13 protein-coding genes are annotated in these 13,103 nt (G+C 55.4%); 4 read left to right on the forward strand and 9 right to left on the reverse strand.

Features of this window, described 5'->3' with window-relative positions; genetic code table 11:
- Positions 1–47 precede the first annotated feature (47 nt).
- Positions 48–1,235: a toll/interleukin-1 receptor domain-containing protein gene (locus A6F49_RS16540; protein ID WP_043055769.1), complete on the forward strand. Its 1,188-nt coding sequence runs from the start codon at positions 48–50 to the stop codon at positions 1,233–1,235.
- Positions 1,236–1,242: 7 nt separating this feature from the next.
- Here A6F49_RS16540 and A6F49_RS16545 read toward each other — a convergent pair whose 3' ends face one another.
- The 6 genes from A6F49_RS16545 to leuC form a co-directional block, all read right to left on the reverse strand.
- Positions 1,243–2,385, reverse strand: a complete 1,143-nt coding sequence (locus A6F49_RS16545) for a D-alanine--D-alanine ligase family protein (protein ID WP_043055770.1) — start codon at positions 2,383–2,385, stop codon at positions 1,243–1,245.
- The gene (locus A6F49_RS16550) at positions 2,382–3,416 is read right to left on the reverse strand and encodes an NAD(P)H-dependent glycerol-3-phosphate dehydrogenase (protein WP_043055771.1); all 1,035 of its coding nucleotides are present in this window, start codon (positions 3,414–3,416) and stop codon (positions 2,382–2,384) included. Before A6F49_RS16550 ends, A6F49_RS16545 begins: the two co-directional genes overlap by 4 nt.
- 9 nt (positions 3,417–3,425) lie before the next feature.
- Positions 3,426–4,133, reverse strand: coding sequence for a lysophospholipid acyltransferase family protein (locus tag A6F49_RS16555; RefSeq protein WP_235605046.1), 708 nt, complete (start codon positions 4,131–4,133; stop codon positions 3,426–3,428).
- A 19-nt stretch (positions 4,134–4,152) separates the two neighbouring features.
- Entirely contained in the window at positions 4,153–5,481 is a 1,329-nt protein-coding gene (gene murA, locus A6F49_RS16560; protein WP_043055772.1) for a UDP-N-acetylglucosamine 1-carboxyvinyltransferase, read from the reverse strand.
- 101 nt (positions 5,482–5,582) lie between these two features.
- A complete protein-coding gene (leuD, locus tag A6F49_RS16565) occupies positions 5,583–6,191 on the reverse strand; it encodes a 3-isopropylmalate dehydratase small subunit (RefSeq protein ID WP_043055793.1) in 609 nt (202 codons plus the stop codon).
- A 39-nt stretch (positions 6,192–6,230) separates the two neighbouring features.
- A complete protein-coding gene (gene leuC, locus A6F49_RS16570) occupies positions 6,231–7,679 on the reverse strand; it encodes a 3-isopropylmalate dehydratase large subunit (RefSeq protein WP_043055773.1) in 1,449 nt (482 codons plus the stop codon).
- Between the two features lie 156 nt (positions 7,680–7,835).
- Between leuC and A6F49_RS16575 the strand changes: the two genes are divergently transcribed.
- Positions 7,836–8,552, forward strand: coding sequence for an IclR family transcriptional regulator (locus A6F49_RS16575; protein ID WP_043055774.1), 717 nt, complete (start codon positions 7,836–7,838; stop codon positions 8,550–8,552).
- A 296-nt stretch (positions 8,553–8,848) separates the two neighbouring features.
- Here the strand turns inward: A6F49_RS16575 and A6F49_RS16580 are convergent, their stop codons facing one another.
- Together A6F49_RS16580 and A6F49_RS16585 are read right to left on the reverse strand one after the other, a co-directional pair.
- Positions 8,849–9,364, reverse strand: coding sequence for a hypothetical protein (locus A6F49_RS16580; protein WP_043055775.1), 516 nt, complete (start codon positions 9,362–9,364; stop codon positions 8,849–8,851).
- 236 nt (positions 9,365–9,600) lie between these two features.
- Positions 9,601–10,590: a thiamine-phosphate kinase gene (locus A6F49_RS16585; RefSeq protein ID WP_043055776.1), complete on the reverse strand. Its 990-nt coding sequence runs from the start codon at positions 10,588–10,590 to the stop codon at positions 9,601–9,603.
- A 118-nt stretch (positions 10,591–10,708) separates the two neighbouring features.
- On the opposite strand from A6F49_RS16585, the gene A6F49_RS16590 reads away from it, so the two are divergent.
- Complete coding sequence (locus tag A6F49_RS16590; RefSeq protein ID WP_043055777.1) at positions 10,709–11,188, forward strand: NUDIX hydrolase; 480 nt, start codon at positions 10,709–10,711, stop codon at positions 11,186–11,188.
- Between the two features lie 198 nt (positions 11,189–11,386).
- Here the strand turns inward: A6F49_RS16590 and A6F49_RS16595 are convergent, their stop codons facing one another.
- Positions 11,387–11,695, reverse strand: a complete 309-nt coding sequence (locus tag A6F49_RS16595) for a helix-turn-helix domain-containing protein (protein ID WP_043055778.1) — start codon at positions 11,693–11,695, stop codon at positions 11,387–11,389.
- Between the two features lie 656 nt (positions 11,696–12,351).
- Between A6F49_RS16595 and A6F49_RS16600 the strand changes: the two genes are divergently transcribed.
- A complete protein-coding gene (locus tag A6F49_RS16600; protein WP_456072994.1) occupies positions 12,352–12,993 on the forward strand; it encodes a transposase-like zinc-binding domain-containing protein in 642 nt (213 codons plus the stop codon).
- Positions 12,994–13,103: the final 110 nt, after the last annotated feature.

Here is a 13,103-nt window from a genome sequence, read left to right on the forward strand (position 1 = left end):
TAGTAAAATGTACGACTAGTTATCTAACCTGGCATAAGGGAGCTTCAGTGAGCGAAATTTCTATTGATCGTCCTCCGATTCAGATTTTCCTTAGTTACACCCGTCAAGACGATACGGTCTTCGGATTCGCAAAACCCCTCAAGGAGTCCCTCGAGACGATTCTGAAAGTAATGTCCGGTCGTCCAACGGCAGTCTTCTTAGATAGAGAAAGTATCGAACTTGGCGACAACTGGCATGAGAAAATCCAACAAGGCGTATACTCCTCACTCATATTTTTGGCGGTTTATTCAGCAAATTATGTTGAAAGTGATGCCTGTCGAGAAGAGTTCATGCTTTTCCAAGACCAGTCCACCCGCCTACACGTATCACGCCTGCTTATTCCGATCGCGTTACTAGGCTATGAGAGTCTTGCACCAGAAAATCAGGACGAAATTTCCGACTACGTTAGAGCTCATCAATTCGTAGATTACAAACAAGCGTGGATTCAAGGTACAGACTCAGCCGCGTTTAGACAGGTTGTCTCAGATATAGCTACAAGAGTAGTACAAGCGTTGGAGTCCGCCGAAGACACATTGGCACAGACTGAGGAGCAACTGGCGGACCAAGCCCTCCACCCAAATGAGGTTGACGAATCTGCCGGTGCCGAGGTTTCTCAGGATACAAGTAGCCCGAAGGCAACAGAAATAGACTATTCATCTCAAGAAGAATGGGGCCTTCTCGACCTCAATGTGGCACTGCACGATAATTTAAGTGCGATTACTGACGAAACCCAGGAACTTGGTGACGCTCTCTCAGAATTCCAAAATATGCCACCCCAGCCTGCGAACGGCCGGGACCCGCGTGTGGCGTCAAAATACATGTTCCAAGTTGCTCAAGCATTGAAGGACCCTTCCCTGCGTATTGGGGAGCACGGGAAGAATCTCCTCGATAAAGTACGTGACTCCGACAGGGTCCTCGCTCGAATAATTAGCTTACTTCTGGAGGGCGGCTCGGAAGAACAAATTCTGCGAGTCCATTCAGATCTTAGTGAAAATGTCGAGACCCTAGCTGAGTTGGATCAGATGGTCGGTCAAATGCAACAAATCTTGGATTCGATGAAGAGTGCTGAAATGGTAAGTGCATCTATTCGGAAAGTACTAAGACCTGCTCGTTCAGGCATCACCGCCGTCCAAGACTCGGCGAGAGTTATCACGCGGTGGCCAGAAATGGTTAACTCGCTAAAGCAAGATTCTTAAAGCTTCCCTAGTCCTGTTGGGCTAAGGCAAGTAGGGTGTCGATGAGTTCTGGGTAGTCGATGCCGGTGCGCTGCCACATTTGTGGGTACATCGAAATCGGGGTGAACCCGGGCATCGTGTTAATTTCGTTGATGATGAGTTCGTTGTCATACGTGTAGAAAAAGTCCACGCGGGATAGGCCTGCTGCATCCACGGCTTGGAATGCGGTGACGGCTTGGGCGCGGACTAACGCGGTGACGTCGTCGGCGAGTTCTGCCGGGCAGGATAGTTCAGCGCTGTTCTCGGATTGGTATTTCGAGGTGAAGTCGTAGAACTGGAAGTCTTGATCGTCGTCGGTCACCACGATTTCGCCCGGATAGGATGCCTTGGGTTTGGCACCGTTGAGGCCATCGAGCACACCGCATTCAATTTCGCGGCCCAGTATGCCTTGTTCAACGACGACCTTGGTGTCGTATTGGCGAGCGTGTTCGATGGCTTGTTCTAACTCGGAGAGCAGGGTGATGCGGGTGATGCCCAGCGAGGAGCCACCGCGTGCCGGTTTCACAAACAGTGGGAGCTCAAGTTTGGCGATCTCTTCTAAGACCGCGGTGCGGTTGGTGTGCCAGTCGGTCTCGGTCACGGTGACCCAGGGGCCCACGTGTAGTCCGGCGTGGCGGAAGGCGATCTTCATGAAGTGTTTATCCATACCCACCGCAGAGGCCAGCACTCCGGCGCCGACGTAGGGCAGGTTGAGGGTTTCAAACAGGCCTTGGACCGTGCCGTCTTCACCATTGGGTCCGTGCAGCAGCGGGAAGGCGACGTCGATATCGGCAATCACGTTGCCCTCAACGTCGATCAGCTGGGTTGAGGAGTTGACCGAGCGCAGGGCCACCGGGGTGTCGGTGGCGGGGACTTCGGGCAGCTCATCAGACAGTGCGGTGGTGTGTGTGGTTTCCACCGGGCGCTCGTTGATCAGGGTGGCCACCGACCAGTCGGCGTCGTCGGGCTGGTGAGTGCCGGCTAATACCCAGTCGCCATGGTGGTTGATGCCCACCGGGATGGGATTATAGTGGTTGCGGTCCAGCGCGTTGAGGACACCCACGGCGGTCACAATGGACACGGGGTGTTCTGGGGATTGGCCGCCGAATAGAACAAGAACGTTTTTGGTCACAGTCGTGCCTCCGGTTTCAGATCACGGCCGAGCAGCAGCTGGGCGATATCGGTGATTTCGATGGTGCCGTTGACCACGGCATTGACGGCTTCAGAGATCGGCATTTCGATACCGACCGAGTGCGCCAGGGCGACCACCGCGCTGACGGATTTGATACCTTCGGCGGTTTGGCGCATCTGGGCCACGACTTCATCGGTGCTGTGGCCTTGGCCGTAGAGTTTGCCGGCGGTACGGTTGCGCGATAGCGGGGAGGCACAGGTGGCCACCAGGTCCCCCAGCCCGGCCAGTCCGGCCAGGGTGTCGGGATGGGCGCCAAGTGCAGAAGCCAGCCGGGTGGTTTCGGTCAGCCCGCGGGTAATGATCGAGGCTTTGGAGTTGTCGCCAAAACCTTGTCCATCGGTGAGGCCAACGGCCAGGGCGATGATGTTTTTGACGACGCCGCCGATTTCTACGCCCACAACATCGGTGTTGCGATACGGGCGGAAGTAGGAAGACGCGGTCATGGCCGCGACCCATTCGGCGGTCGGATCGTATTCACAAGCCACCACGGTGGCGGTGGGTTCTTGGCGTGCGATTTCCTTGGCCAGGTTCGGGCCTGAGACGACCACGAATTGTTCGGGCGGCAGGTTGAGCTCTTCGGCAAAAACTTTGGACATCGTCGCCTGGGTTGAGCGTTCCAAGCCTTTGATCAACGAGACCAGGATGGCTTCGGAGTCGATGTGTTCGGCGACGTCGGCGATCGTCTGGCGGGCCTGTTGTGCCGGGACGGCGACGACGACCAGTTCGGCACCGGTGACCGCTTCTACGGCGTCACCGGTTGCGGTGATGGTCTCAGGGAGTTCAAGGTCGTCGAGGTATTCGCTGTTGAGGTGGTTGGTGTTGATGTCTTCAACAACCTCGTCGCGGCGTGCCCATAAGCGAATATCGATGGCTTCTTCGCGCTCGGTTGCGGCGTCGGCTAAAACTTTGGCAAATGTCGTCCCCCACGACCCAGCACCAAGGATTGCCACGGTTACGTGATCGGTGGTCATCGGGACTCCTTAGCGTTTTTGTGCCGGGTTATAGCGTTTCTCTGGTGGGGTTCCGCCGCGCAGCGGTGCCATCAGGTCGGTGATTTCTCCCATAACCTGTTCGGTTGCTGCGGCCAGATCCTTGGTTGTGACATGCTCCATGGCACGTAACCACTCAAGGTCAGATTCCGTGCCCACCCGGATGGCTGAAGTGCGCCGCGGGAAGACTTTGGGAACCTTAGCCCCTTTGGGGAGGGTCTCATGGACACCCCACTGACCGACCGGGATCACCGGTGCACCGGTGGATAGTGCCAGGCGTATCATACCGAGCCTACCAACCATGGGCCACATATCTGGGTCTTTGGTGGTCGTGCCTTCCGGATAGATAATGATCACGCCGTTTTCGCCCAGCACTTCTTCGGCCATCGTCAACGAGTCGACACTGCGTCCGGCGCGATCCACGGGGATCTGCTTCATCCAGGTCAGCGCTTTGCCGATGACTGGGGCCTCAAAGAGTTCTTTTTTGGCCAAGAAGTGCGGGATGCGTCCCGAAGAGTACACCATGTGTGCCACATAGAGTGGATCCAGGTGCGAGATGTGGTTTGCGGCGAGGATCATGCCGCTATCTGGCAGCTTTTCTTGGCCCTGCCAGTCGCGCCGCATCAGCAACATGTTCATGGGCAGCACGACAGATGCCGCGGTTGCGTACACGGCACGCTGCCCCAGAGAATAGGACACTGAGAGAGGTCTCCAGGAGTTATTTAACTTTGATGGGGATTTCGATATCTGCGCCGAGGCCTTCGAGTTTTTCGAAGAACTTTTCGTAACCGCGATTGATCACGTCAATACCGGTGGCGCGTGAGGTGCCCTTGGCAGCCAGTGCTGCCAGTACGTGGGAGAAGCCACCGCGCAAATCAGGAATGGTGAAGTCGGTACCGGTCAGTTCTGCTGGCCCGGAGATCACAGCCGAGTGCAGGAAGTTGCGCTGGCCGAAACGGCACGGCACCGAACCCAGGCATTCGCGGTGTAGCTGGATGGAGGCACCCATGCGGATCAGGGCGTCGGTGAAGCCAAAGCGGTTTTCGTACACGGTCTCGTGCACAATGGACACGCCTTCGGCCTGAGTCAACGCGACAACCAATGGTTGTTGCCAGTCGGTCATAAATCCTGGGTGTACATCGGTTTCTAATACCAGCGGGTTGAGGTCTGCTCCCCCACGCCAGAACCGGATGCCGGCGTCGGATACTTCAAAATCGCCGCCGATTTTACGGTAGACGTTCAAAAACGCGGTCAGATCACGCTGGGTTGCTCCTTCGACGTAGATATCGCCGTCGGTGACCATGGCTGCGGTGGCCCAAGAAGCGGTTTCGTTACGGTCATTGAGTGCGGTGTGGTTGTAGCCACCCAGTTCCGGGACACCTTCAATGCGGATGGTCCGGTCAGTCTGGACGGTGATGATCGCACCCATTTTTTGCAGCACGTGGATCAGATCATGGATCTCTGGTTCCACGGCGGCACCTTTGAGTTCGGTGATGCCATCGGCTTTGACTGCGGTCAGCAGCACCTGCTCAGTTGCGCCCACCGATGGGTAGGGCAGCTCGAGTTTAGCGCCGGTCAGACGGTACGGAGCGCGAATGTAGGTACCGCCGGGTTCTTTGGAAACTTCGGCACCGAATTGACGCAGGACGTCTAAGTGGTAATCGATTGGGCGGTCGCCAATTTTGCAACCCCCGAGGTCTGGAATGAAGGCGGCACCAATGGCGTGCATCAGTGGACCACAAAACAGAATCGGGATGCGCGAGTCTCCGGCAAAAGCATCGATTTCCGCGTTATTTGCGATTTTCAGTCCGGAAGGATCCATATAGATCTCGCCGGCTTCTTTGTTGTGCTCAACAACGACCCCGTGTAACCGGAGCAGACCGGTGACTACTTCAACGTCCTTGATTTCTGGAACGTTGCGGATCACCGATGGTTTGGAGCCCAGTAAGGCGGCGACCATCGCTTTGGGGACCAGGTTTTTGGCACCGCGAACGGTGACGGACCCCTTGAGAGGTTTTCCTCCGTGAATGGTCAACACGTTAGACATATTGGCTTCTACCCTCCATACCTCGTAATACGAGGTTGCTCGCAAACCACCGGTGGTGCGCTCAGATTCTTGGTAACGCTCTATATTGTAAGCGACGAAGCCTAAACCTCTGAAAGTTTGGCCGGGAGCGTTTTCGGTTTGAAGCTTGGTCGGGTCTTCTCAAACTCGGTGATATCTGCTTCGTTTCGCAGCGTCAGACCGATGTCATCCAGGCCTTCCATCAGCCGCCAGCGGGTGTAGTCATCGATCTGGAAACGAGTCGAAATTGATCCACATTCGATCAGTCGATTTTCCAGATCCACGGTGATTTCAGCACCTGGATTATTTTCCAGTTCTTTCCAGATGACTTCGACATCTGCCTGCTCGACTTGTGCAGCCACCAAACCCTGTTTGCCGGAGTTGGAACGGAAAATATCACCAAAGCGAGCCGAGATGACCGCTTTGAAGCCGTAGTCGCGCAGCGCCCAGACGGCGTGTTCACGCGAGGAACCGGTCCCAAAGTCCGGGCCTGCAACTAACACAGTGCCCTGAGAGTAGGGTTCTTTATTCAAAATGAAATCTTCATCGTTACGCCAGCGGGAGAACAACGCGTCCTCGAAACCGGTCTTGGTGATGCGCTTGAGAAAGTGTGCCGGGATGATCTGGTCGGTATCAACGTTGGATGCGCGAAGTGGAACGCCCACACCTGTGTGCGTTACGAATTTTTCCAATGACATAAAATTGTGCCTCTTTCGTATCGTGGGTGCAGGTTAGTTCGGTGCAACGATGTAGTCGGTGATGCCCAGATCCGATGGGGACGACAGCGTACCGCGCACTGCGGTGGCTGCTGCGACCACCGGGGACACCAGGTGGGTGCGGCCACCTTTGCCCTGGCGACCTTCGAAGTTGCGATTCGAGGTGGATGCAGCGCGTTCGCCTGGCTCCAGCTGGTCCGGGTTCATACCCAAGCACATCGAGCAGCCAGCAAAACGCCAGTCTGCGCCGAATTCCTTGAAGATCTTATCCAGGCCTTCTTCCTCGGCCTGCAAGCGGACCTGCATTGAACCTGGTACGACCATCATGCGCACGTTGTCGGCTTTTTCTCGGCCCTGAATGACAGCGGCCGCCATGCGTAAGTCTTCGATGCGGGCATTGGTACACGAACCCAAGAACACGGTATCGACCGTAATGTCTTTCATCGGGGTACCGGCTTCTAGGCCCATGTATTCCAGTGCACGTTCCGCAGCAGTCTTATCCGATGGATCATCGAAATCTTCTGGTCCAGGTACAGCATCTGACAGGAACACACCCTGGCCAGGGTTGGTACCCCAGGTGACGAATGGTTCCAGTTCATCGGCGTCGATGGTGATCTCCGCGTCGAATTGTGCACCATCATCGGTGCGCAGCGACTTCCAGTACTCAACAGCGTCGTCCCAGTCCTGGCCTTCTGGCGAGTGTGGGCGGCCCTTGAGGTATTCAAAGGTGGTGTCATCCGGTGCGATCATGCCAGCGCGAGCGCCTGCTTCGATCGACATGTTACAGATGGTCATGCGCGCTTCCATCGACAGCGCTTCGATAGCCTCGCCACGGTATTCCAGCACGTAACCCTGACCGCCACCGGTACCAATTTTGGCGATCACAGCCAGGATAATGTCCTTGGAGGAAACTCCTGGCTTCAGTGCGCCGGTGACGTTAATGGCCATGGTTTTGAATGGCATCATCGGCAGGGTCTGGGTGGCCAGCACGTGTTCAACTTCCGAGGTGCCAATACCAAAGGCCAGTGCACCAAAAGCACCGTGGGTGGAGGTGTGCGAGTCACCACAGACAACAGTGGTACCTGGCTGGGTTAAACCGAGCTGTGGGCCAACGACGTGCACGATGCCCTGTTCGGCGTCGCCCAGTGAGTGCAGGCGAATGCCAAATTCTTGGGCGTTGGTTCGCAATGCGTCAACCTGTTTGCGCGAGGTTGGCTCGGCGATCATCTCGTTGATGTTCATGGTTGGGACATTGTGGTCTTCAACGCCAATGGTCAGATCGGGGCGGCGCACTGGGCGGCCAGCCAAACGCAGACCTTCAAAAGCCTGCGGGGAAGTTACCTCATGCACCATGTGTAGGTCGATGTAGAGCAGGTCAGGGGTCTGGACGTCGCCCTGTTTTTCTCCTTCAACGACAATGTGGTCTGCCCACACTTTTTCTGCCAAAGTTCGTGGCGTACTCATGAGAGGTGTTCCTACTTTCTTCCGATCAAAAAGTCCTCGTGCTGTTAATCTCGCACTTGAAGGAATAATTTGCCAAGGAGACGTCAAGTGTGTCTCAATAGGTGAGACGACGATATCACAGTTTGAAATATTTGGCAGATTGGCTGAGGTGCCCGCATGGACAATCCATCAGGTGTTGGAGTGATTGACCGCTCGATAAGAATCCTAACGCGGCTCGAGGAAGGACCCGCCACACTGCTGGAATTAGTCGAGGCTACCGGTATCGCCCGCCCCACGGTTCACCGCCTGGCGGCCGCGCTGATTCATCACCGGATTGTCGCCCGGGATGAAATGTCGCGCTATGTCTTAGGCAAACGTCTCAATGAGCTAGCCACCGCCGCCGGCACAGATCGCTTGACGAGCCTGGCCGAGCCGGTGTTGAACTGGTTGCGTGAGACCACCGGTGAGTCGGCCCAGATCTTCCGGGCCTATGGCCAAAGCCGCGTCTGTGTGGCCTCGGTTGAACGGCCTATTGGCCTGCGGGACTCGATCCCGGTGGGTACCGAGTTCTCGATGAAGGCCGGCTCGGCGGCCCAGGTGCTGCTGGCCTGGCAAGACCACCTCTCGTTGGCTGGCGGACTCCAAGAGGCGGCGTTTTCTTCTGCGACCCTGGCTTCGGTGCGTCGTCGGGGCTGGGCGCAATCGGTCGGCGAGCGCGAAGCCGGTGTGGCTTCGGTGTCTGCTCCGGTGCGCAATGGGCAGGGCCCGGTAATTGCTGCGCTCTCAATTTCAGGACCGGTTGAGCGTCTGACCCGCAATCCTGGCCGCTATCACGGTTCCACCGTGGTCACTGCGGCGAATCGACTGAGCAAGATCATCGAGTACGAAGGCTAGAAATACTGACCGGTGACCTCCGGGTTACAGGACAAGGCGGTCGCTTGCTATAGCACTATCTTCACAGCCCTACGTTTTCGGTGTTGAATAAATTACTGACGGCATCCCGTCAATGCTGTATCATGCTTTTCGGCGACCGCACCGGAGGCATATATTATTACTTGTCACCCCCGGGCAAGGGCAGTTACACACAGGATTATACTGAGTCATCATTTCCGAGACTCGGCTGAGACCATCAATCGAAAGCCTCGCACAGAAGCATCCATGAGCTGGTTGTATCATCAGGTACCACCCTTTCAGACGGCTACTCCAAATATAAGGCCAGACATCAATAAAATAGTTGCTACGGCCATGAAAGAGAATCCCCACAAGAGTAATGCAGCCAGGTTCTTATTACTCTTATTTCTTTCGGAGATTTCTGCTCTTTTCATACTAATCAATTTGATATCCATCGCTACGGGTTCCACTGCCAGTGGCGAGTCCGAAAAATTTGCGAACTCATCATAGAGCTTGCCGATATTGAGAGTGAGTGGATTTTTTGGAGTCATCGCAATTAGAGATGCCAGCAGACCCAACGAAGAGCTGCACACTGCAAGAACAATCAATAAATTCTTGGTACCTCCAAGTGCTTGGATACCAGCGGCGATGACGATGCTACAAGCTACGGCGATGAAAGACGCCCTATTCTCCAAATTCCTGGATCTCGCGATGCTTTCTTGACGAGCAACATTAATCTCTTCATGTAATCTGCGCAAATACTCGTCTTGAGTATCCGAAGCATCGTCAATCTGTTTCGAGGCTTTTCTCTTCAAGAGTCTTCTTCGGAACGAGGCTACGGCGGAAGATATATGTCTCTTAGAACCACGTAGAGAAAGAATGGCGTTTCCTTCCGCTTCACCTTATTCACCAGCAGAATACGTCATAGATTGAAAAAACACTGTGTCAATACTGTCTATATATCTTTGAACTTGTCAGATTTGTAGTCAAGAGTTCAGAGCTCGCTTTTACAGCCCACAGCATTTTCTTACCCGACCAATAACTTTGGAGCTTAGAAGTGATCCCAGCCGGTGATCTTCGGGCGCTCTTGGGGTTCATGGGTCAATTGGCCAATGACCTGCCATCCTGCTGGCACGTCACGTTCGGGGTTCAGCACAGCTAAGAGTCCGTAATCCTCTCCCCCGGTGAGCACCCACTGTGTCGCATCGGCCTCATAGCGATCGGCTATCGGTTGCAGCCGTGCGGCTCTGCGTGCCACCCAGTCTGGATCAATGTGGGCATACAGGTTATTGGCTGCTGCCAGCCGGTCGGCGTCGGTATAAATACTGTCGGAGACGTCCATCATTGCCGAGACGATGCCCGCAACCTGTGGTCCTTGGTCTAGTGGCGGACGTGGGCGCAGGAAGAGCCGCAGCGCTTGCAGCTCATCGCGGCCCAGCTGGCTGTGGTCCCCCTGGGAAGCGACCATAAATCCGGCGTGAGACATCCCCACATTGCCGGTATGAATCAGCTGAAAGCCTGCGACATTTTCGGAGGCGGATCGCAGCACCGGATCGGCCACGAGATTGGCGGTTGCGGTGATCGCCGTGGCGAGCGTATTAGCCCGGGTGAGATCCCCACCGGAGATCACCGTCTGGGGTGCACCCAGCCAGTGGCACGCATTGGCAATCCCGCGACCAAAGTGAAACACCCACGCCGCAGGCGTAGTCGTCGGCATAGCCAAAGCCACGCTGACCGATGAGGTCACCGCACCCATAGCGTTCATATCTGAGAGGTTTTGTGCGGCAAGTTTCCAGCCGGTGGAATATCCATTGTCGGTAATGCCGGAGGGCCAATCGCGCAAGAAGTGGTGGCCTTCGTTCATGGCGTCGGTAGCGATGACGAAATTGCCGCCGGGTGCGGGGATGACGGCGGCGTCGTCGCCCGGTCCGATGACACCCTCGCCGCTGGTGAGGCGCTGATAGCTGGTGTGCAGCAGTTGCAGGATGCCGGCCTCGCCGAGTTCGCCGACGGTGGTGTGGTGCTCCAGTGATGAACGCATGAGTTCTAGGGTACTCAACCTTATAACCCTTGCGCGCCGATGGATGGCCGGGTGGGACATGCCGGTTTTGACCGGCGGCTAGTCGTGGCGGTCGTGGTGCGGCCAGTAAGATAATGCCATGGATGCTTCAACGACACGTCGGCTGGCGGCCTATGGATTATGTGTGCGCGATAGTGCGGTGCTGCTGGTGCAGGCCAAACACCACGATGGCTCCCGATCATGGACGCTACCCGGTGGTGGCGTGGAGCCGTTAGAAGATCCGTTCGATACGGTGATCCGAGAGTTTACTGAGGAAACCGGGTATACCGCCGCTGTTCAACGGCTGCTGGGTGTTGATTCCCGAGTGATTCCGGCCGGTGAATCCTGGCGCGGTCAACCGCACCAGAACATTGGGATTTTCTACCAGGTGCAGGTGCTTGGTGGGAGGCTGCGTCAAGAACTCAATGGTGACACGTTGGATCCCACCTGGATCAGCCTGGATGCGGTAGCCGAGCTGGAGCGCTCGTCGCTAGTGGATGTGGGACTGCGGCTGCTGCATGACCAGCCGGTGACCGGGCATGTTGCTCCGGTGCCGATCGGTGGCCCGGTCCGGCACTAATGCACCCGCTCGCCATTTCGTTGTCGATATGAGGTCGATATCTTAGAAACACACTCCAAAGTGAATGTCTCAAAAACGTCTCCATGAACTGGCATCTGCAACTCAACGGGCATGTGATTGAGCGGCCAATATTTCATGAGCCAATTCAGAGCCCGATCGACCAGGCAGGACAACATGCTGGTGAGCCATAAAACACAGTTAAGCGTCTTCCCTCATGGCAGGTCGAACAGTTCGGTCGATTGCTTTTTCAAGAGGGGCAATATGAAGTTCAAGGTTGACCCCCAGGACATAGAGAGTCCTTGCCAAATTGCGCACGGTGATATTCCGCTCGCCGGCCAGCCGTGCCGTAATTTCACTTTTAGAAACTTGGAGTCTTTCAGCCAGCTGGGTTCGCGTCATGCCGCTGCGTTCGAGGGCTTCGGCGATGAGCTCGCTGGCATCGATCATCGCGGCCTCCTCGGCGAAAACCGCTTCGAATGCTTCGCTTTCATTTCCGAAAATAGCCATTGGTCAATCAGACTCCTCGTACTTGAGTATAGAAGTTGAGTGCTTTATCAATTTCTCGCGGCACCTGATGATCCTTGGGCTTGGACCGACCATGAGATAGATACCACACTAGGTCGTAGCGGATAACATATAAGCGGTATTTATCGACTTTGATCTCGGCGATGAGAATGCCATGGTGATCATTCCGCCTCAAAATTCTATAGTTTTCAGGGCTCTTGATCGGTATACCCTCGGACAGATACTGCAGGTATCGTAAGTACCGCGTGCGATATCTTCTGTCGAGAGAGTTGAGAAACTCTTCTGCATCACACCTCCCCGAAGATCGCACCAAAGCCCGTATGTTGTCCATGTGTGGCAGCACAAATCGAAAAAATGAATGTTCAGTCAAAACTGAACTCCCGTTCTTAGCTTAGCACTTGTCTCGGAATACCTCGAGCATGTCAGTGACTTGAGAAAATCAATTCGAGACTCAGGTTAGCGAGATCAATATCGGCGACGTCGATGCTTATACGGGCCTGAGGATAACTTCGATCCTAGGAGCCGATTGTGTAAAACGAATGAAGGGGTTAAGGCCCAAAATGTGTGTACGGGATTGGAGTCTTCACGTTGTCACCGTTGGTGACTAGGGGTTAGCACTTGCTGATAAAGCATGTGTGGTGAAAAAACTTGCTAATTCCCCGCGATGTGGGGTATGTACAACCAAGCTTGTGAAAAACGGTAAGACCAGTGCGGGCAAGACCCGCTGGCGATGTAAACACTGTGGCGCGTCAACCATCCAGGCTCGGCCAGATATTACCGCCAAGGCCCAGTTCACCATGTGGTTAGACTGGCTGCTGTCGAAGAAAACGCAACGCGAGCTGCCCGTGTCCAGATCAGTGTTCAAACGCGATACCGCCTGGTGCTGGCAGGTGATCCCGCAAGCGGCATCCACCGGTGAAATCCACCGGTGGATCATGCTGGATGGCACCTACTACCAAGGCATGTGCGTGCTGATCGCAGTGACCAAAGACCATGTGATCGATTGGCAGTTTTGTGATCGTGAGAAAATCGTGGCCTGGGAAGCCCTGCTGGCCAAGATCCCGGCCCCCGATATTGCCATCGTCGATGGCCAACGCGGTCTACTATCCGCCATTAAAAACATCTGGCCTGAAACCAAGATCCAGCGCTGTTACTTTCATATCCAGCTCACCGGCACCAAGTATCTCACCCGCCGCCCCGTGCTGGAGGCCAACAAGACACTACGAGTCCTCTACACCTCACTGACCGACGTGGACAGCCTGGTGTGTTTTGTCAATTAGAAGTCGGCCATTAAAGCGATAAGAATCCGGCCACTTTGGCAGGGTTTCCTGCCAAAGTGGCGATAAGGGGTTATTTCATTAGGGCGTTTTTGACGCGGTAGGACTCGCCG

It is taken from the genome of Enteractinococcus helveticum (assembly GCF_001657475.1).
Taxonomy (GTDB): domain Bacteria; phylum Actinomycetota; class Actinomycetes; order Actinomycetales; family Micrococcaceae; genus Yaniella; species Yaniella helvetica.